Genomic DNA, 26,997 nt, shown 5'->3' with positions numbered 1-26,997 from the left:
AGCAAATATCATCTGTCATTTTGATCCTGGTAACGAAAAATCTTATTTAATGTTTGTAGGGTTTTCTTCGGGTCTCGTTCGAGACTCGTTCGGAAGACCTTCGGTAAAAGTCAGTGTTTACCGAAGGATGTGGCAGTGGTTTTCTGGGTCGGAACGCTGGAGGGTGAGAGGGTGAATAAGTCAATGGTCAATTTTTTTATCTTATTCTTTATTTTTTATTCTTTAATCAAAGCATTCACAATTCACAACTTAAAATTCACAATTCACAATTCACAATTATTAATTCACAATTCACAATCAGCAAATATTTGCACCGGTGATTTTGATTTACGGCATAAAAATGTTATCTTACAACTCAGATCAATTATTAATAATTCATGTTAGAAAAAAAACAACACAGCTACGAAAAAGTAATTTTGGTGGGCGTCGTAACGCAGCATCAGGATGAGGAAAAGCTGCAGGAATATATGGACGAACTGGAATTTCTGGCTTTTACTGCCGGAGCCACAACCGACCGACGTTTTACTCAGAAACTTACCCAGCCCGATTCCAAGACTTTTGTGGGCAGCGGAAAGGCACAGGAAATTAAAGAATACATAAAAGAAAACGAAATCGGCACCGTGATTTTCGATGATGAACTCTCGCCTTCGCAGCTTAAAAACCTGGAAAAGGAAATGGAAGTGAAGATTCTCGACCGTACCAATCTGATCCTCGATATTTTTGCCCAGCGCGCGCAGACTTCATACGCACGTACACAGGTAGAACTGGCGCAGTACCAGTATTTATTGCCTAGATTAAGTAAAATGTGGTCTCACTTAGATAAGCAAAAAGGAGGAATCGGGATGCGTGGTCCCGGGGAAACAGAAATCGAAACCGACCGACGTATCATCCGCGACCGCATCACGCTTTTAAAAGATAAACTGAAAACCATCGACAAGCAGATGGCCACGCAGCGGAACAACCGCGGAAAAGTAGTTCGTGTGGCTTTGGTCGGATATACCAACGTTGGAAAATCGACGCTGATGAATGCGCTTTCGAAATCGGATGTGTTTGCTGAAAATAAGCTTTTTGCCACCTTGGATACGACCGTCCGGAAGACCGTCATCGGCAATCTTCCGTTTCTTTTAACTGATACCGTAGGGTTTATCCGCAAACTTCCGACGCAACTGGTAGAATCTTTTAAATCAACACTTGATGAGGTTCGTGAAGCCGATTTGCTGATTCATGTCGTGGATATTTCGCATCACAGTTTCGAAGATCATATTGAATCGGTGAATCAGATTTTAATGGAAATCAATGCGCATCAGAAACCGATGATAATGGTTTTCAATAAAATCGATGATTTTAATTACGAAAAGAAAGACGAAGACGATCTGACACCGGGCAGCAGCCGAAATATTTCGCTCGACGAATGGAAAAAAACGTGGATGGCAAAATCGAAATTCCCGACCGTATTTATTTCAGCCTTAACGAAAGAGAACTTTCCGGAGATGAAAAAGCTGATCTACGACGAGGTGATGAAAATTCACATTTCGAGATTTCCGTACAACGATTTCCTTTTCGAATATTTTGAAAATGATGAAGAGGAAGCTCAAAACGACGAATCTCAATGAAATTCTGGCTCCCGATCCTAATGCTCTGCTCGTTTCTTGTAAGCGGGCAGCGTACACTCAGTGATCTCGAAGTGATTGGTAAAAACATCAGCAATACGCGTTCACCATACCGGTACGAAAGGCTGCTGTTTAAATATCAGTCGTATCCTGCGTCGGTCGACAGCATTGAAGCGCAACATCTCTACTACGGACGCAATTTTATCCGTGACAAAGTATCGACGACCGATGCCGAGTTTCTGAAACTCGCAGAAGCGTTCCGTTTAAACAACATCAGCGACTGCATCCGCATCGGGAAAGAACTTTATGCAAAAGACCCGACCAATCTCGACGTGCTGCTTATTATCCTGCGGGCCTACGAACAGAAAGAAGATGCGAAGGAATTCAGCTTACATGTGGCTCAACTCCGGCTTCTGACCGGCGCTATAAAATCTTCGGGTGACGGACGCACACCTGAAACGGCTTATCTCGCCAACAGTCTGGGCGATGAATATATCTTTCTGAACATTCTGAATGTCGGCCCCGATTACATCCGCTCCTCCACCACGCTGAAAGACGGCGTAATGGATGTCTGGACGAAAGACAGCAGCAAAATCTACATCAAGGTGTTCTTTGCCGACCTTGATTAATTTAATTAAAACCTCTTTTTTTGGAATTATACTATTCATTTTCAGCTCTTATCGTTTTGGCATCCGTATTTGCCTACATCAATTACCGTTTTTTGAAACTGCCGAGTACGATCGGTATTATGGTGATCGCCATTGTGGTCTCTATTATTCTCGTTCTTTTTGGTGAAAGCTTTCTGCCGCGAACTTTTGGCAAACTGAATGAACTGATGAACAGCATCGATTTTACTGAGGTGCTGATGGGCGCAATGCTTAACTTCCTGCTCTTTGCGGGAGGAATTCATATTAACATTAATGATCTGAAGGAACAGTTTCGGCCGGTGTTGATATTTTCCACGGCGGGTGTGATTATTTCAACGTTTATTGTAGGATTCGGAATGTTTTATCTTCTGCCGTTTGTCGGTTTACAGATTCCGTTTATCTACTGTCTGGTATTTGGTGCGCTGATTTCCCCGACCGATCCTGTGGCGGTGCTCAGTATTCTGAAACAGGCGAATGTTTCAAAATCTTTAGAGACAAAAATTGCCGGTGAATCGCTTTTCAATGACGGTATGGCCGTTGTGGTTTTTACCGTTGTCCTGCAGATTGCCATTGGCAAAGAAGTGGATCTCGGAATAGAAAATATCACACTGCTTTTGCTTAAAGAAGCTGGCGGCGGACTGCTTTTAGGAATTGTACTTGGGTGGATTACCTCGCGGCTGATGCGTGAAGTTGATGATTATATCATCTCGGTGCTCGTTACTTTAGCCGTTGTGATGGGCGGGTATCTCGTTGCGAGACAGCTTCATATTTCCGGGCCGCTCACGATGGTGGCTGCAGGTCTTTTCATGGGGAATTTTAATGTAAAGTTTAAAATGAAATCGATCACTCAGGATTACCTCATCAAATTCTGGGAGCTGATTGACGAAATTCTGAATGCCGTCCTCTTCCTCTTCATCGGATTTGAACTGCTGATGATCAAGGATCTAAACCATTATTTAATTCCAGGACTTCTGGCCATTGGTGTAGTGCTTCTGGCGCGTTTCATCTCGATTTGGGGACCGTCTAAGTTTATACTTTTCCGTTCGACATTCAGCCCGCAGACCATAAAAGTTCTGTTTTGGGGAGGCATCCGCGGTGGCGTTTCCATTGCGCTGGCGATCTCGATTCCGAAAAGCGAATACAGCAATGCCATATTAAGCATTACCTACTGCGTGGTTGTTTTCTCGATTATCGTGCAGGGACTTACCATTGCCAAAGTCGCCAACCCAAAAAAGATTGCCAAAGAAGAACAGGAACATGCTGGTCTGCAGACAAAGGAAGCATAGCGTCATTTTAACAGCAATATAAAGCCGCATGATCTTTTCGTGCGGTTTTCTGATTCTTTATGTACCGTCATTTTATTCCCGACCTTCGAAACAGTACTGTTCCGGCTTTGTGTGGATTAGAAATAAAAACATTTTTCTCTTCTCCGGCCCTAAAGGGTGGATAAATGTTTTAGATGATTGAAACAGTGATGTGGATTATATATTAACTCAAAAGCGTTGGACTGCACTGTATGCTCTGTAATTTACAATTAAAGTAGGGCAACACATGACAGCGGCACCGGAAACGGCGGGAGATGCTTTTCTTTAACATTTTTTAACATAATTTCTATCACAAGATCACTACCTGCCGGAGCAAGATCACTACCCGCCAGAGCAAGATCACCGTCCGCCAAAGTAAGATCACTACTTTCCAGAACGAGATCACTACTTGCCAAAGCGAGATTACTACCCGCCATAGCAAGATTACTGACCGACGGTGTCTGATTTCTACCCGCCGCTGCTAGATTACTGACCTCCGGTGCGGAATTCTAACCTGCGCAAGGCTATTTACTGATCGCGGGTGGCTGTTTACTGATTATAAGCCAAACCTTTCAAAACCTGCCACCATATTTGTTCGCCGCCGACTTTTTTACTCCCAATGCCTTTGTGAGAATTTGAATAAAAGCGCGATGAATCATCTTTTTATGTTCTGAAAAGCGGTGTAGGTAGCAGTGATTAATTTTAACTTTAAACACTTTGGAATTGCGTTTTTTTGATAGAGCTGAAATGAAATTTCCGTCTGCCTATTAAATCCGGGGTCAAAAACCACGTAATTTCACGTATTGCGCGGTACATAAATAAACCCGGCGGTGGATTATTCTACCGGAACAGAAAAGCGTACACTTATTTTCATCAGACGTATTAAAAATTTCCTCTGCTGATATGACAGCGATCAGATTCTACTCAATAATTTGAACGTAATTTCATACGGTCTATACTGATCCTTCAATCCTCATTTCATGAGCTTTCGCGTATTCACAGCCTGAAACAGCACAAAATGGGTTGATTTTTGATAAATACGAATCAGTAAGATCAGAAAAGAATGACCGAAAAGCAACTGAAAATCCGGCAGCAGGCATTTGCATTATCCGTTTGTACCATCGTATTTATGGCGGTGTACAACTTCTGTACCTGGTATGCGACATCTTTAGACCGCGTGCCTTCGTTCACATTCGACTTTGAGCAGTCGATACCTTTTGTACCGCTGTCGATCATTCCGTACATGGCCGGCGGACTGTTTTTCTGTCTGGTTTTTTTCGCGTGTAAAGATAAACTGCAGGTAAAAATTCTGGCGTGGAGGATGCTTTTCGTCATCATTGCAGCCGGATTATTTTTCGTCATTGTCCCGTTAAAGTATTCGGTACCAAAACCCGAGGTTTCAAATGATATTTTGGGACTGTCTTTTTCTTTCCTAAATACCTTTGATTCACCGTTTAACCAGTCTCCGTCGCTTCACATCACATTTGCATTCATCTTCTGGTCGGTTTTCCGTGAAGTGAAAAAATGGAGGATTCTGTATGCTGTTTCTTTAATTCTCGTCGGAGTCTCAACATTAACCACGTTTCAGCATCACGTGATTGATGTTTTATCAGGCGCCATTCTCGCACACCTCAGCTTCATCATTATTCCGTACCGTAAAAATGATCCGCAATACCGCAATCTCCGCGTTGCCAATTATTACTTTCTGGCAGGTTGGATTTTTATTTCCGCTGCTTTACTTACCCAGAAATTTTTAGGAACCGAAGGACTGCTGCTCATTTTTCCTGCGTTAATTATCCTGATGACCGGCTACTATTATCAAAAAAGAATGGAAATTTTATCTCCCATTATGCTTATGTTTAAGCAGAATATTCATCCGTTTAAAAAAGATTAACTCCTTAGTTTTTAAAAAAATTTTCTGCAAAATCATTACTATTCCTCATCATTCCGTTCAAAATTATCTTAAAAGCCTGCCTTCAATATAATGCATAAAATCTCGAAATGCAGTACATTTGGAAAGGAAACCCCAAGCTGAAGAATTAATGAAAAACATACGCTTTCTGTTGCTGCTTTTTTGCCCGCTCGTATTGCTGACAAGCTGCTTCGATATTCTCGATAAAATTCATCTGAAAGCCGACGGCAGTGGCGAATACACCATCATTCTGAATGCCAGCAAGAGCAAAACGCGGATAGCTTCGATTGCAAAAATGGGAACCGTAAACGGCAAAAAAGTGCCGACACGCAATGAGATTGAAGCCAAACTGAATGAAGCTGCAAAAATATTTAAAACCGTTCCGGGCATCAGTCAGGTGAAAACGTCTGCCGATTTTGATAATTATATTTTAAAACTCAGCTGCAGTTTCAGCAAAATTGAAAATATCAACGACGGTCTCGAACGTCTGAAGGCCAAAAACCTCATCGGCAAAACCGTTCCTACGCAACTGTACCGCTATGACAGTGTGAAAAAAACTTTAACACGTCAGAAAATCAGCACGTTTGCAGATGACTACAGAAAGATGAGCAGCGCAGACCGCGAGGTTTTTACGGATGCCAAATACACCTCAGTTCTGCAGTTTGATCTTCCCGTAAAATCTCAGAGCAACAGCCAGTATCAGCTTTCGCCTAATAAAAAAGCGGCAAAACTCGACGGTGCCGTCACCGATTTTATCCTTCAGAAAAAACCCCTTCAGAATTCTATTATTTTACAGTAAACCGACTTTATGAAACACACTATACTTTTTCGTCTTCAGGCTTTTATTCTGTTTTTCGGAAGCCTTCCTTTTTTAAATGCGCAGCAGCTTACGGTGCCCAGCGACGCATTTTTTTATATGGAAATAAACGGCGCACAGCTCAATCAGAAAATCAGCTGGGAGAAGTTTAACCCGATTCTGCAGGAAATTACTCAGGATAAAAAAAATAAGAAACCATCGTGGAATGATTTTTCGAAAAACGGAATTAAATACGATGCGAAGCAGTACCATTATGCCCGGAAAAACGATTCGGTGACGATGTATACCGCGCATTTTATGTTGGATAACCGCGAAAGGTTTCTGGAGTTTGTACATGCAACCAAGAAAACCGGACTGGAAGTTTCAAAAAAGAAAAACTACAGTTACGTCGATCTCAATGATGATCTTTTTGTCGCCTGGAATGACACACACGCCGTTCTCACACGCATTACGTACACACCGTATGTGAAAATGGAAGCAGATTCGGTGGAAGCAGCAGAAACTGTAACAGACAGCACGGCTACAGTAATGCCGGAAGAAGAACTCGATTATAAAGCAGAAATCACTTATCTGAAAGAGGAAATCGGTTACCTGAAAGACAACATCCGCGACAATCAGGAAGCTATTGCCGAGCACGAAAAAAATATTAAATATTTAGAAAAAAATCACAAATATCCACCAGCAGACGAAAAATCTGAAGGTCAGGAAATTGAGCCGCTGGAAAATATGCCGTCGGAGGAGGAACTGAAAGCTACGGAAGAAGAAGATCTCCGCTACCAGAAGGAAATGGACAGCATGAATGTGAGTAATTTCAAAATGGCCAGAAAACTTGCAGAGATAGAATTTGACCGCGTTTTTGCGACCAGTCTTGAGATGAAAGCGCAGGAAAAATTTGTGAAATTCCGGAATGCGGATGCTGATGTCTATGCCTTTACCGATTACGGAAATCTTTTTGGCCAGTCGACAAACAATATTCTTTCCAAAGCTTTTGGTTTTGATATGTTTATCAAAAACTTTTACGACAGCCACACCGCGTATAATCTGTATTTTGATAAAGACCGTGTACGCCTGAGCAGCAGCTATCAGCACCAGAATCCGGAACTTCAGAAAAGCTTCAGCGAGCTCTATCAGCCGGGGCGCAACAAGAAACTGACCTCGCTGATCGGCGATAAAAGCATCGGATATTATTCGGTAAACGTAAACGGAATGAAATATTTTGACATCATCTACAGTATGATGAACAGCAACAGCAATTCCGGCTACGAAAAAGAGATGAAGCTTCTTACCGAAACCATTAAAATCGCGCTGGACGAAGAAGCTATCAATAAAATTGCTCCGGGAAGCGGTATTTTCGTTCTAAACGAGCTCACTACGCGCACCGTAGATTATACCGATTACGATTATGATGATGCTTTTAACGAGAAAGAAGTGAAGAAGAAAAAAGATATCGTGGTGCCCAATTTTGTTTTTGCTTTTGCAACAGAAAATGAAGGATTCTGGAACCGCCTTTTCGATGTCATGGCGACATCCAAAGATCTGAAAGAAAAATTCAGAAAAGAAGGCGATTATTACTTCTTTAAAGACAAAGATGACCAAAGCTATCTCAACGAGTTTTTCTTCACGGTGAAAGACGGTGTCGTTTATCTTTCCAGTTCAAAAGAAAATCTGCAGGCAAAAAACCAGTCGGCAACTGTAAAAAAAGACATAAAGAACATGCGCCGTTTTCCGCTTTCCGGAAGGCTTGATCTTCAGCGTCTGATGGCCAGTCTCGGAAGTGAAGTCACCACCGTGAAAGACCGTAAAATGCTGGATGCCGTAAAGAAAAATGCGGGAGAAATGCATATGAAAACGCAGACCAAAGGCGACCGCATACAGACCGACATCGAATATGAAATCAAAAACACCTCAGAAAACAGCCTGATGTATTTCTTTGATCTGTTTGACGATCTTTACAAGATAAGCGAAGAAGCAAATCAACCGCCGGTTCTGTGAGAAAGTCGGTCATCATTTTTTCTGCAGTAATTTTCCTTGTAGCTTCTGCAGTTTATCTGTTGCTGTACCGGAAAAACAGCGACGTTATCAGCCTTCCCAAAGATGCGGATGCGGTGGTGGTGATTGATGCTAAAAAGCTGCAGCGAAAATATCTGTCCGCATTCATTACGAATCCTTCAGTCTGGAATGCGAAAAAAGGAGAGCCCAATTTTCTGTTTGATTCTTCTGTGAAGCGTAGAGATTACTATTTTGCTGTTCATTTAAAAAATTCTCCAGCCGGAAGTTGGTTTCTGCAGCTTGATTTAAAAGATGAAAAAGCTTTCAGAGAAAATCTGTTGAAGAACAAATTTGTCGAAGAACAGTATTATTTCAGGAAAGACCGTCTGTTTATATGGTTTAAAAGTGAAAAGGCATTTGTCGGAACTTCGCCAGACCCATTCCAATATTTAGCGGAAAACAAAAATTTTGAAACAAAGAAAGCCGAAGATTATCTTTCAAATGGTGATGCGGGAATTTGGTTTTTTAACGGAAAAGAAACCTTCAAATCCGACATTTTTTTTAATGATGAAAGCATTACTTTCGGAAATCAAAACAGTGAAGATTCGGAAGAAAATCTGCTCAACAGTATAAAAAGACAGACTCAATTTCTGACTGCAAGCGCGGATGAGAAAACCATAAAAGACTTCCAATCAATTTTTGGAACTTCTGTTTTCGGAAATAATGACATCCTGGAAATTGATGCTGAAGCTGATTTAGAAGAAGTAAACGATACGATCATTACGTACGGCTACGATGAAAATTTTGATGAAACGGAAAAAATAAGTTTCCAGAAAATCGTGCAGCCGCGGTATCATATTATTTTTAAAAGTAAAAATCCAACAGCGCTTTTTGATTACAGCAAATCACAGCGGTGGATCAACGACGAAATGGCTTTTACGAAAATTCCTTTTCAGCCAAACCGTGTGACTGTGGAAAATGATCAGTTCAGAATACATTCGATACCACAATTGCAGAGGAATAAAACAATAAAAGATCGCAACTTTATCTTTATTAAAAATTCTAAACTGCTTTCCCAACTTTTAAAAGTACTTCCTGCAAACGAGAAGAAATTGCTGGAACAAACAGAATATTTTTTTGCTGTAAAACGCAGAAATTCTTTTTTTGCCGAGATCAAATTTAAACCAAACACGCTGCCGCTTATTTTAAGATAAAACACTTACTGCCATGCCTTTCATCGAACCGGAATATATCAAAACTTTCATTCACTATTTTCTGCATCTCGGTTTTCCGGCGGTTATTGCATTCGTATTTTACCACAAAGACTGGAAGCGTGTGTACCTCATCCTTCTCGCCACGATGCTGGTCGATCTTGATCATCTTTTTGCCAACCCTGTTTTTGACGCAGACCGGAAAAGTATCGGCTTTCATCCGCTGCACACCTATTATGCCATTGCGGTGTATTTTTTGATGCTGTTTTTCAAAGGAAACATCCGTATCATCGGCATTGGGCTTCTTTTTCATATGCTCACCGATTATCAGGATTATGAGCTTTGGCATTGAATCTAATGCTCATTTAATACTATTTTTAGTTTACACATTCGTATAAAAATATTTATGAAACTGAAAGAACTACTCAATTACACGTACATCGTCCCTATTCTTGCGTTCATTTATTATTTCGCAGGTTTTACCGGAACCAGCGCTATTGCTGATATTATTGCCGGCGCACTACTCATCGGAAGCGTACTTTCTGCAGTGCATCACGCAGAAGTTGTGGCTTATAAAGTTGGCGAACCGTACGGAACCATTATTCTGGCGCTGTGTATCACGATCATTGAAGTGGCTTTGATTGTTTCTCTGATGGTCGCAGGTGGCGATCAGGCGATTACATTAGCGCGTGACACGGTTTTTGCCGCGGTGATGATTATCCTCAACGGAATTCTGGGAATTTCTCTTCTGGTAGGCGGTGTAAAGCATTTCGAACAGTTTTTTGCCCGAACTTCGGTAACGACTTATCTGGTAAGTATCGTTTCTATTTTGGCGATTACTTTAATTTTACCTAATTATACTTCAAGCGTTAACGGTCCGTTTTACAATACGCCGCAGCTGATTTTTGTATCAATTGCCTGTATCGTTATCTACGCCGTTTTCCTGATGGTGCAGACCGTCAGACACCGAAATTATTTTGTTCCGGCGGAAGCAGCAGAAGAAAAGCACTATGTACCTACTAAAATCCACGCGATTATAAGTTTTGTGTTTCTGGTAATCTGTCTTGTGATTGTGGTGATGATGGCAAAAGGCCTGTCGAAAACCATTGAAGATGTAGTGCAGAGCATAGGTGCGCCAAAATCACTGGTCGGAGTTATTATCGCTTTGGTGGTTTTACTTCCGGAAGGTTTGGCAGCGATTCGCGCAGCGCGCAACAATCAGATACAGTCGAGTTTAAATCTCGGTTTGGGATCTGCGCTCGCAAGTATCGGTTTAAGTATTCCGGCGATTTCTGCGGTGAGTATTATGTATGATATACCGCTGGTTTTAGGGCTCGAAAAGAAAGATATTATTCTTCTGACGCTGTCGGTTTTCATTGTCATGCTGTCGCTAAGTCGTGGAAAAACGAATATTTTGTACGGAACTGTGCTTCTGGTGAATCTTGCCGCTTACATTTTTACGGTGATTGTTCCGTAGGGTAGTCAACAATAAGGTTTGTAATTTTTTAAATATGATTTATAAAGCGCTTGTACATAATAACTTTTCCCAAGCACAATCGCCCTATCCAGCAAAAAGGTCAAGTTTGTATTTTTCATTTCAAGCAGGCAACATTCAGTTTCAAACTCAAGCCATCTGCTACCGGAGCCGCAAAACATTTTACATAAAACTATCGCCTTTCTTTTCGTGCGTTTTCCATTTTGAAAGACATTAATCTAGCAATGTTCTCTGCTTTTGTAATGGCAGAACCGGCATTAAATCCTGAAAAATTCTCAGTAACACTTTCCCGCCAGAGTTTCAGCCAGCGGTCGAAATGATGTTTTTCCATTGCCTGCAAAGCATTAACGGGAAAATGTACCGCCATAGGATTTCCTTTATAACTCATCTGCCCAAACAAAATCGTTTCCCAGAAAGAATACATTTTCGGCAGATGCTTTTCCCAATTGACCTTCATCACATCCGTAAAGAAAAATCCGATTGTTTCATCTGAAATCACTTTCGTGTAAAACGAATTTACCAGCAGCTCAATATCTTCCCGCGACTCCAGATTTTTCATGATTTATTTAAATTAATATACATTCAAAGATAAGAAACCCGTTGCAGAAGATTGCTGCGCATTGTCATATCCTGAAATTTCGCATCTGTATGCTGTAATTCATAATTCTGTAAATTTGCAAGGCACAATCAACCACACTATTTTCTTTTGAATCTTAAACTGTATCATACCCTCGCGCTCCAGAAACAGAAAGAGCACAAAAAATTTCTTGATTTACTTAAGAAAAAGCCACCGCGCAATCTCGATTATATCGTGGAAGAAACGCATGAAGAAGTTTTTGAAAAAATCAACTGTCTCACCTGCGCCAACTGCTGCAAAACGACCGGGCCGCTTTTTACCGAAAAAGATATTGAACGGATTTCGAAACATTTACGGATGAAAGCTGCGGACTTTGAAACCACATTTCTGCGCACCGATGAAGATCAGGATAAAGTTTTGCAAAGCGTGCCCTGTTTTTTTCTGGATGATGATAATGCGTGCCGGATTTATGATGTGCGCCCAAAAGCCTGCAGAGAATATCCGCATACCGACCGGAAGAAAATTTATCAGATCAATCCTATTATGATGAAGAATATTCCGATTTGTCCCGCTGCATACGAGTTTGTAGAAAAAATGATGCAAAAGGTAAAATCTTAAAAAAGCTTAAAGCATATTAAAAAAAGTTAAAGTTCATGTTTTAAACAATTTACCATACGATCTTCGCGTTATGAAAGCAGATGTTTAGTATATAATGATAAATAATTGATAACGTATTTTATATAATAAATGCAGAATCCTGAGGTGTCGCCATCTCAGGATTTTTATTTTTTAACCTTGTAAAAATTTACTCTCCTTCTTTATTTAAGAAAGCATCCCAGCCCTGCGCAGTTAATGAAACCAACTGATTGCTGCCGCGGGCAACCATAAAATTGCCTTCATTCTGCTCTACCGCATGACCGATCACGGTAAAATCTGGGTGATTTCTTATTTTCTCAAAATCCTCCGGTGCAATGGTAAACAGCAGTTCGTAATCTTCGCCACCACTCAGCGCCGTCATTACCGGATTTAAATTAAAATCATCAGCCGTCGTAATCGTCAGATTATCCATCGGGATTTTTTCTTCATACAGTCTGAAACCCACTTTCGACTGATCTGAGAGATGCAGAATTTCTGAAGCCAAACCGTCTGAAACATCAATCATCGACGTCGGCTGACAGCCTAACTGCTCCAGTTTTGCTTTCACATCGGTGCGTGCTTCAGGCTTCAACTGGCGCTCCAGAATGTAATCAAAACCTTCCATTTCCGGCTGCATATCTGGGTTTGCCAGAAAAACAGAATGCTCCCGCTCCAGAATCTGAAGTCCCATATACGCGCCACCAAGATCTCCGGTTACCACCAAAAGATCATTAGGCTGAGCACCGTTTCTTTTGATTAATTCCTGCTCCTCTGCAAGGCCGACGGCTGTGATACTCATCACCAGTCCGGCATTGGAACTTGTTGTATCACCGCCGACTAAATCGACTTTATAATGATTGCAGGCTGTCTGGATTCCGGAATACAGTTCTTCCAAAGCCTCCACCGGAAAACGGTTTGACACTGCCAGCGAAACTAAAATCTGTGTCGGCGTTGCATTCATCGCAGCAATATCACTGAGGTTTACCACGACCGCTTTGTAGCCGAGATGTTTCAAAGGCACATAGCCGAGATTAAAATGGACACCTTCTGCCAAAACATCCGTGGTAAGCACTACCCTTTTGCCATTTGGATTAATAACCGCGGCATCGTCGCCCACACCGGTTTCAGAACTTTCCTGCACCAACGGAAAATGCTCCGTAAGATGTTTTATGAGGCCAAACTCTCCAAGTTTTGAGATCGGTGTGAGTTCGGGATTTTTATCTTCAAACATAATTTTATTTGTACTTGTTGAATGATCATTGACGTCGTCGTTGCCATCCTATCAATCATTTTAAATATTAAAAATGGCGGGGTCCACATTTTCTGGCCGGAAAGGAAGTTTTTTGAAATCTTCACGCGTCATCAAAACAGTTTCCGCGGTTTTGTATTTATCCATCGCTTCCACCACATCATCCGGCGGACTGGTCATTTTTCTCAGCATGGTATCAATCCAAACGCCGGTTGCTTCAGAAGTCGCGCAGTGCGAGCCATCCGGAAGATAAAATTTGTGCACAAAACGGTAGATCGAAGCATCTGTCGCACATCCGTCAATTTCCAGGCTGACGATCACTTTCTGATCAGCAAAAATTTCCTTGAAAAAAGAAAATCTTTCGTGCATAATAACCGGCCCGATCCCCCAGCGGCTCATCTGCGTTACGCCCATTTTTTCTTTTTTCATAAAAGCCATGCGCGTTTGGGCGCAGTATTCCACATAGGCAGAATTGGCAAGATGTTTATTGGCGTCAAGATCGCTCCAGCGCACTTCGAATGTATGAAAGAATGTCATTTTTTACTGTTTATAAGACTTTTACCGCTACTATTCGGTTTTAAAAACTGATTGAAAATCATGCAAAGCAAAACTTTAGCGGTAAAAAAGGTTGATTTGTATTTAAAAATATCAATCTTCAAAAATACTCAAATTAGATGGTTTATAAAAAATGTAGTTTTGCAGAAATAATCCGTTGCATACAAGCTATTAATTTAAACGAAATGCGACAGTCAAGGTTTATCTAAAATATGAAGCAAATCGTAATAGTAGGCGGTGGTGCTGCAGGCTTTTTCTGCGCCGCCAATCTCGACGAAAAAAAATACCGCGTGACCATTCTCGAGCAAAATTCTGATGTTCTGCAGAAGGTGAAAATCTCCGGGGGCGGCCGCTGCAACGTGACGCATGCGTGTTTTGATCCGCGCGAGCTGGTACAGTTTTACCCACGGGGAAATAAAGAACTGCGCAGTGTTTTCAGTAAATTTCAGCCGGGTGATATGATGGAATGGCTAGAAGAACGAAAAGTTTCGGTGAAAGTGGAAAAAGATAACCGCGTCTTCCCGGAAAGCAATTCTTCGCAGACGATTATCCGCAGTTTTACGGAGGCAGTGGCAGAGAAAAACTTTGAAGTGAGGACGCAGTGCTCGGTAAAAGAAATTGTGCGTGAAGAGGAAAAATACTTTATTAAAACCAATTCTGGAGATTACGAGGCGGATTTTGTCGTTTACACAACGGGAAGTTCGCCCAAATCTCTGAAAATTATCGAAAGTCTCGGTCACAAAACCGTTGCTGCCGTGCCGTCGCTTTTTACGTTTAATATAAAAGATGATCTGCTGAAAGATCTTGCCGGAACCAGTTTTTTAAATGCCGGAACAGCGATTCCGCAGCTGAAAGCTGAAGAAAGCGGTCCGATGCTGATTACGCACTGGGGACTTTCGGGGCCGGCGATTCTGAAACTTTCTGCGTGGGAAGCCGTGAATCTGGCGCGTCTGAATTACCGTTTTGAGATTGAAGTTAACTTCATCGTGCAAGATTACGATGAGGCGCATGAACTATTCCAGACATTCCGGCAAACCAATCCAAAAAAAACGGTGGGACAGTCGAAGATTTTTGACGTCACTAACCGATTCTGGCAGCGCATTCTGGAGATTTCACAGGTAAATATTAGCAAACAGATCGCGCAGCTTTCCGCGAAAGAAATTGAACAAATTATCACCAATATCTGCCGGAAAAAGTTTCAGGTGAACGGAAAATCAACCTATAAAGATGAATTTGTGACGGCTGGAGGGGTTGATTTAAAGGAAATTAACTTTAAAAATATGTCGTCGAAATTATTGCCGAATCTGTATCTTGCAGGCGAAGTGCTGAATATCGACGCGGTAACCGGCGGCTTCAATTTTCAGGCATGCTGGAGCGAGGCGTGGCTGATTGCACAGGATTTAAACCAATTAGATTAAATAAAACCATAATGAAAAAACTCTTTTTTATATCACTGATCAGCTGTAGTTTCAGCATTCCTGCACAGGAAACCAAACCTTACCCATTAAACAATCAACATCAGAAAGAAACGGCAGAAAGTAATTCCGCTGATGAAAATGTTGACACTGTACCTGAATACCCCGGTGGCCTCAACGCTTTTCGGCAAGGTGTTGCCAACACAATGAAAATGAACAAAATAAAAGGCAAAGGCACCTTCAAATCTGAAGTTTCTTTTGTAATTGAACGGGACGGAACCATGACTGGTTTTATCGCAACCGGTAATAACCCATCATTTAACGAGGAATTTATCCGAACACTAAAAAATATGTCTGCGGTAAAGTGGATTCCCGCTACAATTAATAATTACGCTGTTCGTTACAGAATGCGGTTTCCAATGACTGCAAATATTGAATAATCTGATTCAAAAAATGTTTTCTGCTACAAAAAGCCCCATTGCAGTTTTAAAAATCCTGCTCATTGCCGGGTTTTTGTATTTCTTCTGGCTCATGCTGAAAATCACTTCAGAATATATTCCGGCAGAAAAATCGGTCGGATTTCTGATGATCAAACAAACCGAAGTCGAAACCAGACCGGAATATCTCTACCTTTTCTACATCCATGTTTATACGGCGATTTTTGTTTTACTCATGGGTTTTTTATCTGTTTTAAGAAAAGATTTTGGCATTAAAAGCTTCCATAAAAACACCGGTAAAATCTACATTTTTATCATTCTCTTCCTTGCCGCACCTTCCGGAGTCTATATGGGAGTTTTCGCCAACGGCGGTTTTTGGTCTAAAGCGGCATTCATCATCCTCGGCATTTTATGGTGGATTTTAACCTTTAAAGCCTATCAGCTGGCACGCGCCGGAAAATACCGCGAACACAAAATTTGGATGTGGCGAAGTTTTGCGCTTACAGTTTCTGCAATCACACTGAGAATGTGGAAAGTAATTATTGTATATTTATTCCACCCAAACCCGATGGATGTTTACCAGATCGTCGCGTGGCTGGGTTGGCTTCCGAATTTTTTACTGATCGAATATTTAATAAAAAATAAACATCTATGAAACTTTATTATTTTGCAGCAGTTTTTGCCGCCACAGTTTCTCTGGTTTCCTGCAAAAAAGAAATTACCGAAGAAAAGAAAACCGTAATCACCGAAAATAAGCCGACAGAACCTGAAGTTTTCAAAGAATATTACGGAATTTACACCGGTGACTTTTCAGGGAAAAGCAATCTTTACGACAAAGAATCAAAGCAATATTACGAATCTGAGGATTTTAAGAAACTGGCTTTAAAAATAAACCGCATCACTAAAGATTCGGTGTACGGAACCAGCATTGTGGATGGTAAACAGCGGCCCTTCCGCGGCGTTTTTAATGAAGCTGATAAAAGTTTTGTGCTTGATGAACCCGGAAATGATAAATATGACGGGCGTTTTTCCATTAAATTAAATAAAGACAGCATCACCGGAACGTGGGCGGCTTATGATAAAAAAGCAGTGCAGGCGCCATTAAAAAACATGAAACTGGTGAAAAAGCAGTTCGTCTACAATCCTAATCTGATGCTTGATCCAAATATTGAGCTGATCGACTGGCAAAACCCAAAAGATATTCCGGAAAAATATACCGATCCTGAAACCGGAAAAACCGAAACTTTTGTAGAATCTCAAAACCGCACTGCGACTTCGGCTGCAGGGAAAATCAATGCCTCAAAGCAGAAACTGGCCGAAAAAGATCTTAAAAATTTACGCAAATTTGATCTTGAAATTTTGAAAAATACCGTTTACGCGCGCCATGGCTACGCATTTAAAAACGGAACTTTCAGAAATATTTTTGAGCAAAGCGAATGGTATGTGCCCGTTTCGGATGATGTGGATGGCGAACTCACACCGCTTGAAAAAGAAAATATTGCGCTGCTCAGCCGCATGGCAAAGTACGCTCAGGATAAATATGAAACTTTCGGACGATGAGAAAATCAGTAAAAACAATTGCAGTCTTCGGAATTTTATTGCTTGTACAAAGTTTCGAAACGCAGAAAAAAACAACAGCTGTAGAAATTACACAGCAGAAAACTGCCGCAGAATTTCCCGGCGGGATGAATGCTTTTTACAAAGAACTCTCTGCAAAAACCGACCGTTCAAAAATTGATGCCAAGATGAAATCTGCTAAAGGTACAATGACATTTACGATAACAGCAGACGGCCTGATGAAAAATATTTCGGTGGAAACTTCTGATGCACGCATCAGAACCCTTTTGGAAAATGCTTTAAAAAGCATCCCCCAGAAATGGAAGCCTGCGACTGAAAATCAGGTGAACGTAGAGTCGCAAATGACGCTACCGCTAGTTTGGGCGCCGGAATGATTTCATGATAAAATCTCCGGCCACGAGAAGCAGACAACCTGCAGCGTAACACAGAATATCAATCCATGAGAAAGAATTTCCCACAACAATGTAGGGAATGCTTCCCGGCGTAAAACCCAGCAGATCAGCGGCTTTAAAATGCTGCGCAGTCTCTATGAGACAGGAAAAAACAAAAATTCCGGTGATTAATCGTACGTTTTCTATCTGGAAAAAACTTTTAACGAAAGTAAAAAGCAGAATCACGACGATGATATCACCGAGATAGGCGCGGATGAAAAAGTAGTTTTTCAAAACAGTTGCAATCATCACTTCGATGAAGAAAAGAAGTATGGTGGCGAGGAAATAAAAAATATTGAATCTGATAGAACGCATTCCTATATTTTAATATTGTAAAACAATGAACGGAAATATAAAAAATTTAGCACAAGACAACACAAATTTAGTGATACTTAAATTATATTATTATCCCTTTTAATAACTTCGAGCCTTGTTTGGGCACAAAAGACTGATTCGATAAACCGCAATATTTATGACGCAATTGAAAAAGTAGCGGTCTACCCAGACGGCAATGAAGCATTTCGAAATCAGATTGCAAAGAATTTCAGATCAGGAGAAGTAAAGATTAGAGAAAGTGTGAATTGTACACTATCGTTCGTGGTTGCCAGGGATGGTTTGATCACCGATATCAAGGCTTCGGGTAACAATGAAAGTTTTAATAAAGAGGCCGTATATGCGCTTTCAGAAATTAGGAAAAAATTTATTCCCGCAACGATTAACGGAGAGCCGGTACGTTATCGTTTCAGAATTCCTTTAAACATTACCTTCCAAGAAACTGCAAAATAAATGCATCTCTAAATTGTTTTTATTTAAAGTAATTCTTCAAACTAATTTGCTCTTTATTTTACGAAATCAGTTTTTTAGGAATCATTTAACGTATAAAAAAAACGGTGCTCATCATTTTTTTTTATTTTTGCTGAAAATTTCACAAAATGAAACACTTACTTATTATCTTCAGTATACTTTTCAGTGCAGCATTTTCTGCGCAGGAAACTCCGGAAAAACCTGCCGAACCGACTTCTGTGGGTCAACTTCAGGAATATGGCACGCTTGTCAAAAAAATGAATTTGAAAGATGCCGTGCTTTCTGCCGACGTAAAACCTGAATATCCGGGAGGTTTTGGTGCTTTCGGAAGAAAATTTGCCGAGAATATGGAAACGGTGAAGCTTAAAAATAACGAGCAGCTGGATACCAAACTGTATTTTATCGTTGAAAAAGATGGTTATATCAGAAATGCTACCGCTACCGGAACCAATAAAAAGCATGTGGAAGCTGCTGAAGCTGGCATCAAGCGCGTTTTTGAACGTTGGAAACCGGCTCAGAAAAACGGAAAACCGGTGCGGTACCTGTATATCGTTCCGCTTTTCAGCAAAAAATACTAATCAGAAAAACAAACTGCCGGCGTCACCAATGCCGGTTTTTTTTATCTTTAAATATGACTAAAACTTTCGCCGCATTTCTCTGCCTGATTCTTTTTATACAGACTTTTGCACAAAATCAAAGTCAGATTTTCGGGAACGAAAAACCTTATGAGCAGGCAGATCTTTTTCCGGAATTTCCGGGTGGAGAATCTGCCTTCCGCAAAACGTTTCATCAAAATTTAGCTTTCAATAAAGAAAATCAGACGAAAGATTATTTTACGTCGCTCTACTTTACCATCGAAAAAGACGGAACCTATACCGATATACAGGCAAAAGGTGACGATGAGGCTTTCAATAAAATGGCTGTAAAAGCTTTGAAAAGTTTAAAAACGCGGTGGAAAAGTGCAGAAAACGACGGGCAGAAAGTTCGCTACCGCGTCGCCTGGCACATCAGTCTGTACCAGACTCCGCGCGGAACAGACCGGCGAACGAGCATTTTTGGAAGTAAAAAGTCTGATAAAAAAGCGGTTCACGGTCCACAGTTTTCGGGAGGAGAAGAGGCGTTCAGAAAAACAATTCTGGAAACACTTGACAACAAAGCCGTAAGCTACCCTTTTACCCTTCGGTTTTATGTGGAGCGGAACGGAAAAATGTCTGAGATTACATCTTTGGGCAATGATGCAGAAAGAAATAAAATGATCGAGGATGCCGTTTCTGCTTTAAACCTACGCTTTATTCCCGCTGAAAATAACGGATATACGATCCGGGCGAAAATGACTTATGACTTTAAATAAATAATATTATCTGATTCCTTTACAACGACATACCGCAGCGGTATTAAAACTCCGCAAGACTGATCAGATATCTTTCTGTTGAGGTAAATAAGGCAATTGTTTCAGTTGTAGACCGGAAAAAATATTAGCTTTTTTTTAAAAGAAAGAGAATGAATAGATCTTCCGGATATTGAAGAATACTTTCGTTACAGCAAACTGTGAAAGCTTTATACTTCAAAAGGCTTATATTGTAATCATGAATGGTAAATTTATTACATTTATAAAAATTATTGCCATGAAATTTTTCTTACTTGTACTTTTCTTTGTCTCAAATTTGTTTTTAGCCCAGAGCCCTGACTTTGAACCTGTTGATTACAACAAAATCAAAAAAAATATAGAAGATAAAAACTCAGATTTTTATTACCCCAAACTTCTTGAGCAACTCCAGAAGAATGATACTTTATTTACTCCACAGCAGTACCGGCACCTGTATTATGGTTTTACGTTTCAGAAAAATTACAAGCCTTATAATGTTTCTGATGAAGACCAAAAGCTGACCGATTATTATAAGAAGACAGAACTCAACGCATCAGATTACGAACAAATTATCAAGCTTTCGAACCGTGCGCTAAAAACATTTCCCATTAATTTGCGGGTGATGAATTTTCTTGCATACACGCATCATCTGAAAGGTGACGATGCAATGGCCAGAAAAATCTCCCACAATTTTCACGGTCTTTTGAATGCAGTGTTTTCTTCGGGCGATGGGCTCGAATGTAAAACAGGCTTCCATGTAATCAGTGTAAGTCACGAGTATGTTCTTATAAACATGCTGCAGCTTGAGATGATCTCTCAGTCGCTTGACGGAAAATGTGATTACTTGAGTTTTGAAAAAGGCAAGTATAAAATCGACGGTATGTATTTCAATATTTCAAAGCTGATGGAAAAAGGATTTGGTCTCACTGAGCTTTAAAGACCTTTTGCAGATAAAAAGATCCGGCGGTATTTTCTCCTTCAATCAATTTTTCTTGAAAGACTTATCTGATAAAATAAATGCGCAGCATGACAGGCACATCAGCTTATTTGCCGATCATTTTTTTAATGGAATTCAGTTTCATTAAAGCTTCGATCGGCGTCAATGTATTGATGTCGATTTTCGTAAGTTCTTCGCGGATGTTTTCCAGAACCGGATCATCCAACTGGAAAAAAGAGAGCTGCATATTTTCTTCTGTGATTCTTTTCACCGCATCATCGCCGTTGTTTTGTGCGCGGCTGGCTTCTAAAGTTTTCAGGATTTCTGAAGCACGGTTAACCACTTTTGCAGGCATTCCGGCCAATTTTGCGACATGAATACCAAAGCTGTGCTCGCTTCCGCCCGAAAGCAATTTTCTTAAAAAGATAATATTGCCTTTATTCTCCTGAATCGACACGTGAAAGTTTTTAATCCGCTCAAAATTGACGGTCATTTCATTCAGTTCGTGATAATGTGTCGCAAAAAGTGTTTTTGCCTGCGAAGGGTGCTGATGGAGATATTCAGCAATCGCCCAGGCAATAGAAACGCCGTCGTATGTGGACGTTCCGCGGCCGATTTCATCCAAAAGAATAAGGCTGCGCTCCGAGATATTATTCAGTATATTCGCCGCTTCATTCATCTCGACCATAAATGTCGATTCGCCTGCAGAAATATTGTCGCTGGCACCAACGCGCGTAAATATTTTATCTAAAATACCGATCTCGGCGTGCTTTGCCGGAACAAAACTCCCGATCTGCGCCATCAGACAAACAATGGCCGTCTGACGCAGAATGGCTGATTTACCCGCCATGTTCGGTCCCGTGACCATAATGATCTGCTGAGAATCTTTATCGAGAAAGACATCATTGGGAATATATTTTTCACCAAGCGGCAATGCGTTTTCGATGATCGGATGCCGCGCTTCTTTAAGATCGATCACAAAACCTTCGTTTAAGACCGGCTTTGTATAACTTTCAGAAACCGCCAGTTCGCTAAAGCCGACTGCTACGTCAAGCTGCGCGATAATATGGGAATTTTCCTGAATGCGGTCGATGTACATCATCGTATCGGCACAGAGTTTCCGGTACAGCTGATTTTCGAGAACGCTGATTTTTTCTTCGGCGCCTAAGATCTGCGTTTCGTATTCTTTAAGTTCTTCGGTAATGTAGCGCTCGGCGTTTACGAGCGTCTGCTTGCGGAGCCATTCTGCAGGAACTTTGTCTTTGTGCGTATTCCGGACTTCAATAAAATATCCGAAAACATTATTGTAATCAATTTTTAAACTCGTTATTCCGGTGCGTGCGATTTCCCGCTGACACATTTCATCTAAAAAACCGCGGCCTTTCGTCTGCAAACCGCGAAGGTGATCGAGTTCTTCAGAAATCTCGGCGCGGATCACATTTCCTTTCGCTAAAAGCACAGGAAGCTCTGCATTCAGATGACTTTCCAGAAGATTAATAAGTTCACCGAAAGAATTCAGCGGTTCCAGCCAGGCGAGAATGTCGGCGTGCGGATGAAGAAGTGATTTTATTTTCTGAATGCTGATGAGGCTTTGTCGCAAATAACCCAGTTCTTTCGGACAAATCTTTTCGGCCGCCAGTTTCCCCATAAGACGGTCGAGATCTGAAATTGTTTTTAAAAGTTCTGAAATTTCATATTTAAGCTGATCCTGCTCATTCAGAAAATCGACGAGTGAAAGTCTTCGTGCAATATCATTTACCGATTTTAAAGGTAAAATAATGCGTCTCCGCAAAAGTCTTCCGCCCATTGGTGTAGACGTCTTGTCGATGATATCGAGTAAAGATTTTCCTTTCGGATGGCTGGGATATACGATTTCGAGGTTTCTCAGCGTAAACTGATCCATCATCAGATATTCTTCCTGCGGTATAATCTGCAGTTTTGTAATGTGTGCGAGAAGATTGTGGTGGGTGTCTTCCACGAGATACGCGAATATCGCTCCGGCAGCTGTGACCGCGAGCGGATGATTTTCGGCACCGAAACCTTTCAGTGAATTTGTCTTAAAATGAGCCGTGAGTTTTTCGTACGCAAAATTATGCTGAAAAGCCCAGTCTTCGAGTTTAAAAGCGTTCCTGTTTTTCAGCTGATCCGGAAGCGGCATGCTTCTCTGGTAAATAATCTCACTCGGATCAAAAGTATGCACGATGTGCAGAAGTTTATCCAGATTTCCTTCGCTGATCAGAAATTCTCCGGTGGAAACATCGACGAGTGCAATGCCAAATTTTTCTTTCTCTTTGTGAAGTGAAAGAAGAAAATTATTTTTCTTGGAATTTAAAACCTGATCATTAAAAGTAACGCCGGGCGTTACCAGTTCGGTAACACCGCGTTTCACAATTCCTTTTACGGTTTTCGGATCTTCAAGCTGATCGCAAATGGCAACTCTGAGACCGGCGCGAACCAGTTTTGGCAAATAAGAATCGACCGAATGATGCGGAAATCCAGCCAGCTCGATATGACCTTCTCCGTTGGCTCTTTTGGTTAAAACAATGCCCAAAATCTGCGACGTCCGAACCGCATCCTGACCGAAAGTTTCATAAAAATCGCCCACACGGAAAAGCAGCAACGCATCAGGATATTTCGCCTTAATGGTATTGTACTGCGTCATCAATGGGGTTTCTTTCTTCGTCGCTTTCGCCATGTCCTGTTCTCTAAATTGGGATTGTAAAAATAGGAAATAAAATCAGTAATCGTGGTCGGCGTTCCACGTGAAACGTCTGTTTAAAGCTTTTTGTCTGCGAATATTTATCTTTGCATAAGATCTCCCAAAATGCGCGTTTACAATACCAAACATTTCCTCACAATTCTCGTCAGTCTTCACAAAAGTGATACGCTGAAAATTCTATTTCCGTCGATGATTCTGATGGGATTATATTCGTATGGCATTCAGTATCTGGAGATTGAATACCTGCATCTGACCTCAAAATCGAAAGTAAGCAACGTGGGGATGATTCATTCGCTGCTAGGTTTTGTCTTGTCTCTGCTTCTGGTTTTCAGGACCAATACCGCGTACGACCGCTGGTGGGAAGGCCGGAAACTTTGGGGGAAACTGGTGAATGACACACGGAATTTCGCCATTAAAATCAATTTACTTTTGAATGAAGACCGCGAATCTGCTAAAGAAATTGCAGAGTATCTTCAGTTTTTTCCACACCTGCTGGCGCAGCATTTATCTAAAGAATCGACGAGGCTGGCGCTGGATGTTGATTATTCTAATATCGAAAAGTCGCTTAAAAATCACGGGCCTTCGGATCTGGTGCTGAAACTCTCAGAAAAACTTCATCATTTAAAAAAGGAAAAGAAAATTTCTGACACCGAAATGCTATATCTCGATACGCAACTTTCAGGTTTTCTGGATGTCTGTGGCGGTTGCGAGCGAATCAAAAATACGCCGATTCCTTACTCCTACTCTTCTTTCATCAAGAAATTTATTATTCTTTATGTTCTCGCTTTACCGATTGCATACGTGATCAATCTCGGCCTTTTTATGATTCCGCTGACGGTTTTTGTATACTATGTATTGATGAGTCTTGAACTGATTGCTGAAGAAATCGAAGACCCTTTCAACAACGACGAAAACGATATTCCGATGGAAAAAATCGCGCAGAATATTGAGAAAAACGTTCATCAGATTATGCACTATGCTCATTCGTAAAATATTTTTCAGCATAAATTCATTTAAATTTTAACCCTAATTATTTTGATACATAAACTCAAACTCGAAGAGCTTAACCGCATCGATGTAGAAACCTTTAAGAAAACAAAGAAAATTCCGCTTGTTGTTATTTTAGATAATGTCCGAAGTATGCACAACGTCGGCGCCACATTCCGTACGGCTGATGCTTTTTTGGTTGAAAAAATAATTCTGTGCGGCATCACACCGCAACCGCCGCACCGCGAAATTCACAAAGCAGCACTTGGCGCTACCGAAAGTGTCGAGTGGACATATTTTCCGGAAACGAAAACGGCGATCGAAACCCTGCGAAAAGAAGATTTTGAAATTGTCGGCATCGAACAAACCACCGGAAGCATTAAAATCACAAATTATGACATTGATCCTTCAAAAAAATACGCCGTGATTCTGGGCAATGAAGTAGACGGAATCAGCGACGAAATTTTGCAGGATATTAATGATTTTATCGAAATTCCGCAACTAGGAACCAAGCATTCGCTCAACGTAAGCGTCTGCGGAGGAATCGTGATGTGGGAATTTGCCAAGGGCTTATCATAAAAAAACTGCGGCTGTCTGAGACAGTGCAGTTTGAAATAAATCTAATAAAAAGTAAAAATGAAAGGCTACAAAGTTAAATTTATTTTCCTTACGTTCCAATAAAAATTGTCCTAAACTGCATTTGCGATAAAAATCAGCATTGCGGCACGATTGTGTTGTTTTTAATTTTCATAAATTAGCATCATGTTTATAAAGGATTATATCTCCAAAGATTTTCCGTGTTTTCATCTTTCAGATTCTATTGAGTCGGCAAGAGAAATGCTAGAAGCTTTCGGTTATTCACATATATTCATTAAAAAATCCAGTCATTTTTATGGCGCACTGGCCAAAGATTTTCTTTATGAAAGCGATGGCCCAATTAAAAATCTGGAACACCAGATTGAGCGTTTTGCCATTCTGGAAGATCATAATATTATAGAAAGCATCAAGCTTTTTTATACTTTCAATGCAAACGTAGTTCCCGTGATCAGCAAAAACGAAAAATATCAGGGGTACATTACCTGTGAAGATGTTTTTCAGACCTTTTCGAAATATCCTTTATTTTCGGAAACCGGTGCTATTCTTACGGTAGAAACGCCGGCAAGAAAATATTCGATGACAGAAATTGCCAATATTGTAGAGAGCAACAATTCTAAATTTTACGGCGGGTTTATCAGTTTTATGTCTGACGAATTTATTCAGATTACTATAAAAATAAGCACCGGAAATCTTGCTTCTATCGACGCGACTTTTGACCGCTACGATTACCGTATTGTAGAAAAATATTATACAGACGACAAAACCGATCTTCTGCAGGACCGCCTAGGTTTTCTGCAAAAATTTATAGAGATTTAAAAAAAAGATGAAGGCAGCTATTTATTCGCAAAAGAAAGATCTCGACACGTTTCTTTACCTCAGCAAATTTATTTCTGAGCTCGAAAACCGCGGCGTAAAATCGGTTTTGTTTGATGAAATGGCAGAGTCGCTTCAGTTTTCAAAAATATTCGAAACATTCGGCACCAAGCAGGATCTTATTGATAAAGAAATTGATCTTTTCTTCACCTTCGGGGGCGACGGAACGATTGTAAATTCACTCACATTTATTGAAGATCTCGAAATTCCCGTTGTCGGTGTAAATACCGGAAGACTGGGATTTCTGGCCAGTTTTACCAAAGAAGAAGCATTCCGCGAGCTAGATTCTATCATTAAAGGAGACATCAAAACCAGCCGCAGATCGGTGATTGAAGTGGTTTCTCCAAGATCTGACGAATTTTTCCCATATGCTTTAAATGATGTGACGATTTCGCGAAAGGAAACGACTTCGATGGTGACGGTCGATTCTTACATTAATAATGAATTTCTGAATGTCTTCTGGGGCGACGGCGTGATCGTTTCTACACCCACCGGTTCTACCGCATATTCACTGAGCTGTGGCGGACCGATTTTATCGCCGAGCAACGAAAATTTTGTCATTACCCCGATTGCGCCACACAATCTGAACGTGCGACCTTTGGTGGTGAATGATAAGGTGGAAATTAAATTTAAAGTGGAAAGCCGCGTTCCGCAATATTCTCTCTCGCTAGATTCCAGGTTGATACACATTGAAACAGATAAGGAGATCATTGTCAGAAAAGCGTCCTTTGACTTACTTCTGGTACAGCCAAATGACCTGAGTTTTTATGAAACCATCCGCCAGAAACTGCTTTGGGGAAGGGACAAAAGAAACTAGTGATTTCTCAAAAAATACTATCTTTACCGTGATT

29 protein-coding genes are annotated in these 26,997 nt (G+C 40.9%); 23 read left to right on the top strand and 6 right to left on the bottom strand.

Features of this window, described 5'->3' with window-relative positions:
- Positions 1–377: 377 nt before the first annotated feature.
- From hflX to ASG01_RS05535, 3 genes are read left to right on the top strand one after another with little or no spacing between them, the layout of a single operon-like run.
- A complete protein-coding gene (gene hflX, locus ASG01_RS05545; protein WP_055861068.1) occupies positions 378–1,613 on the top strand; it encodes a GTPase HflX in 1,236 nt (411 codons plus the stop codon).
- On the top strand, positions 1,610–2,239 hold the full coding sequence (locus ASG01_RS05540; RefSeq protein ID WP_055861067.1) for a DUF4919 domain-containing protein: 630 nt from the start codon (positions 1,610–1,612) through the stop codon (positions 2,237–2,239). The genes hflX and ASG01_RS05540 overlap by 4 nt, the downstream gene beginning before the upstream one ends.
- A 20-nt stretch (positions 2,240–2,259) precedes the next feature.
- Complete coding sequence (locus tag ASG01_RS05535) at positions 2,260–3,543, top strand: cation:proton antiporter (protein ID WP_055861064.1); 1,284 nt, start codon at positions 2,260–2,262, stop codon at positions 3,541–3,543.
- Positions 3,544–3,791: 248 nt separating this feature from the next.
- Here ASG01_RS05535 and ASG01_RS05530 read toward each other — a convergent pair whose 3' ends face one another.
- Complete coding sequence (locus tag ASG01_RS05530) at positions 3,792–3,998, bottom strand: hypothetical protein (RefSeq protein ID WP_055861061.1); 207 nt, start codon at positions 3,996–3,998, stop codon at positions 3,792–3,794.
- A gap of 626 nt (positions 3,999–4,624) precedes the next feature.
- Between ASG01_RS05530 and ASG01_RS05525 the strand changes: the two genes are divergently transcribed.
- The 6 genes from ASG01_RS05525 to ASG01_RS05500 all read left to right on the top strand — a co-directional run bounded on the left by ASG01_RS05525 (position 4,625) and on the right by ASG01_RS05500 (position 10,967).
- On the top strand, positions 4,625–5,455 hold the full coding sequence (locus ASG01_RS05525) for a phosphatase PAP2 family protein (protein ID WP_055861058.1): 831 nt from the start codon (positions 4,625–4,627) through the stop codon (positions 5,453–5,455).
- 148 nt (positions 5,456–5,603) lie between these two features.
- On the top strand, positions 5,604–6,272 hold the full coding sequence (locus tag ASG01_RS05520; protein WP_055861055.1) for a hypothetical protein: 669 nt from the start codon (positions 5,604–5,606) through the stop codon (positions 6,270–6,272).
- 9 nt (positions 6,273–6,281) lie between these two features.
- Positions 6,282–8,282, top strand: coding sequence for a hypothetical protein (locus ASG01_RS05515; RefSeq protein WP_055861052.1), 2,001 nt, complete (start codon positions 6,282–6,284; stop codon positions 8,280–8,282).
- A complete protein-coding gene (locus ASG01_RS05510; RefSeq protein WP_055861049.1) occupies positions 8,279–9,493 on the top strand; it encodes a hypothetical protein in 1,215 nt (404 codons plus the stop codon). Before ASG01_RS05515 ends, ASG01_RS05510 begins: the two co-directional genes overlap by 4 nt.
- A 13-nt stretch (positions 9,494–9,506) precedes the next feature.
- Entirely contained in the window at positions 9,507–9,842 is a 336-nt protein-coding gene (locus tag ASG01_RS05505; RefSeq protein ID WP_055861046.1) for a DUF6122 family protein, read from the top strand.
- A gap of 54 nt (positions 9,843–9,896) precedes the next feature.
- Positions 9,897–10,967 carry a calcium:proton antiporter gene (locus tag ASG01_RS05500; RefSeq protein ID WP_055861043.1) on the top strand — a complete coding sequence of 357 codons (1,071 nt, stop codon included), beginning with the start codon at positions 9,897–9,899 and terminating at the stop codon, positions 10,965–10,967.
- Between the two features lie 190 nt (positions 10,968–11,157).
- On the opposite strand, the gene ASG01_RS05495 is transcribed toward ASG01_RS05500, so the two are convergent.
- Positions 11,158–11,544, bottom strand: coding sequence for a group III truncated hemoglobin (locus ASG01_RS05495; protein WP_055861040.1), 387 nt, complete (start codon positions 11,542–11,544; stop codon positions 11,158–11,160).
- A gap of 147 nt (positions 11,545–11,691) precedes the next feature.
- Here ASG01_RS05495 and ASG01_RS05490 point away from each other — a divergent pair, with 147 nt between their 5' ends.
- Positions 11,692–12,180: a YkgJ family cysteine cluster protein gene (locus tag ASG01_RS05490; RefSeq protein WP_055861036.1), complete on the top strand. Its 489-nt coding sequence runs from the start codon at positions 11,692–11,694 to the stop codon at positions 12,178–12,180.
- Between the two features lie 187 nt (positions 12,181–12,367).
- Here the strand turns inward: ASG01_RS05490 and thiL are convergent, their stop codons facing one another.
- Both thiL and ASG01_RS05480 read right to left on the bottom strand, forming a co-directional pair.
- Positions 12,368–13,429, bottom strand: a complete 1,062-nt coding sequence (gene thiL, locus ASG01_RS05485; RefSeq protein WP_055861032.1) for a thiamine-phosphate kinase — start codon at positions 13,427–13,429, stop codon at positions 12,368–12,370.
- A gap of 60 nt (positions 13,430–13,489) precedes the next feature.
- Entirely contained in the window at positions 13,490–13,984 is a 495-nt protein-coding gene (locus ASG01_RS05480; protein ID WP_055861029.1) for an acyl-CoA thioesterase, read from the bottom strand.
- A gap of 230 nt (positions 13,985–14,214) precedes the next feature.
- Here ASG01_RS05480 and ASG01_RS05475 point away from each other — a divergent pair, with 230 nt between their 5' ends.
- From ASG01_RS05475 to ASG01_RS05455, 5 genes are read left to right on the top strand one after another with little or no spacing between them, the layout of a single operon-like run.
- Entirely contained in the window at positions 14,215–15,420 is a 1,206-nt protein-coding gene (locus ASG01_RS05475; RefSeq protein ID WP_055861027.1) for an NAD(P)/FAD-dependent oxidoreductase, read from the top strand.
- Positions 15,421–15,431: 11 nt separating this feature from the next.
- Entirely contained in the window at positions 15,432–15,857 is a 426-nt protein-coding gene (locus ASG01_RS05470) for an energy transducer TonB (RefSeq protein WP_055861024.1), read from the top strand.
- Positions 15,858–15,870: 13 nt separating this feature from the next.
- A complete protein-coding gene (locus tag ASG01_RS05465) occupies positions 15,871–16,509 on the top strand; it encodes a DUF2306 domain-containing protein (protein WP_055861021.1) in 639 nt (212 codons plus the stop codon).
- Positions 16,506–17,414, top strand: coding sequence for a YARHG domain-containing protein (locus ASG01_RS05460; protein WP_055861018.1), 909 nt, complete (start codon positions 16,506–16,508; stop codon positions 17,412–17,414). Before ASG01_RS05465 ends, ASG01_RS05460 begins: the two co-directional genes overlap by 4 nt.
- Positions 17,411–17,806 (top strand): energy transducer TonB, encoded by a 396-nt coding sequence (locus ASG01_RS05455; RefSeq protein WP_055861015.1) that lies wholly within the window; start codon positions 17,411–17,413, stop codon positions 17,804–17,806. Before ASG01_RS05460 ends, ASG01_RS05455 begins: the two co-directional genes overlap by 4 nt.
- Here the strand turns inward: ASG01_RS05455 and ASG01_RS05450 are convergent.
- A complete protein-coding gene (locus ASG01_RS05450; protein WP_410492804.1) occupies positions 17,786–18,178 on the bottom strand; it encodes a DUF2809 domain-containing protein in 393 nt (130 codons plus the stop codon). The genes ASG01_RS05455 and ASG01_RS05450 overlap by 21 nt on opposite strands.
- A gap of 261 nt (positions 18,179–18,439) precedes the next feature.
- Between ASG01_RS05450 and ASG01_RS15960 the strand changes: the two genes are divergently transcribed.
- From ASG01_RS15960 to ASG01_RS05430, 4 genes are all read left to right on the top strand, one after another.
- Positions 18,440–18,649 carry an energy transducer TonB gene (locus ASG01_RS15960; protein WP_157844173.1) on the top strand — a complete coding sequence of 70 codons (210 nt, stop codon included), beginning with the start codon at positions 18,440–18,442 and terminating at the stop codon, positions 18,647–18,649.
- Positions 18,650–18,795: 146 nt separating this feature from the next.
- Positions 18,796–19,245: an energy transducer TonB gene (locus tag ASG01_RS05440; RefSeq protein WP_055861009.1), complete on the top strand. Its 450-nt coding sequence runs from the start codon at positions 18,796–18,798 to the stop codon at positions 19,243–19,245.
- 53 nt (positions 19,246–19,298) lie between these two features.
- Complete coding sequence (locus ASG01_RS05435; protein ID WP_055861006.1) at positions 19,299–20,018, top strand: energy transducer TonB; 720 nt, start codon at positions 19,299–19,301, stop codon at positions 20,016–20,018.
- A 274-nt stretch (positions 20,019–20,292) separates the two neighbouring features.
- Positions 20,293–20,970 (top strand): DUF4919 domain-containing protein, encoded by a 678-nt coding sequence (locus ASG01_RS05430; protein ID WP_055862212.1) that lies wholly within the window; start codon positions 20,293–20,295, stop codon positions 20,968–20,970.
- Between the two features lie 106 nt (positions 20,971–21,076).
- On the opposite strand, the gene mutS is transcribed toward ASG01_RS05430, so the two are convergent.
- Entirely contained in the window at positions 21,077–23,665 is a 2,589-nt protein-coding gene (mutS, locus tag ASG01_RS05425) for a DNA mismatch repair protein MutS (protein ID WP_055861002.1), read from the bottom strand.
- Positions 23,666–23,794: 129 nt separating this feature from the next.
- On the opposite strand from mutS, the gene ASG01_RS05420 reads away from it, so the two are divergent.
- From ASG01_RS05420 to ASG01_RS05405, 4 genes are all read left to right on the top strand, one after another.
- Positions 23,795–24,679, top strand: a complete 885-nt coding sequence (locus ASG01_RS05420; RefSeq protein ID WP_055860999.1) for a bestrophin family protein — start codon at positions 23,795–23,797, stop codon at positions 24,677–24,679.
- A gap of 45 nt (positions 24,680–24,724) precedes the next feature.
- The gene (locus tag ASG01_RS05415; RefSeq protein ID WP_055860996.1) at positions 24,725–25,255 is read left to right on the top strand and encodes an RNA methyltransferase; all 531 of its coding nucleotides are present in this window, start codon (positions 24,725–24,727) and stop codon (positions 25,253–25,255) included.
- Positions 25,256–25,438: 183 nt separating this feature from the next.
- Positions 25,439–26,089 carry a CBS domain-containing protein gene (locus ASG01_RS05410; protein WP_055860993.1) on the top strand — a complete coding sequence of 217 codons (651 nt, stop codon included), beginning with the start codon at positions 25,439–25,441 and terminating at the stop codon, positions 26,087–26,089.
- A gap of 7 nt (positions 26,090–26,096) precedes the next feature.
- Complete coding sequence (locus tag ASG01_RS05405) at positions 26,097–26,963, top strand: NAD kinase (protein WP_055860990.1); 867 nt, start codon at positions 26,097–26,099, stop codon at positions 26,961–26,963.
- Positions 26,964–26,997: the final 34 nt, after the last annotated feature.

The sequence above is a fragment of the Chryseobacterium sp. Leaf180 genome, assembly GCF_001424585.1.
Classification (GTDB): Bacteria; Bacteroidota; Bacteroidia; order Flavobacteriales; family Weeksellaceae; genus Chryseobacterium.
Note: the sequence above shows the minus strand (reverse complement) of the source record. Positions and strands in the feature narration are given on the sequence as shown.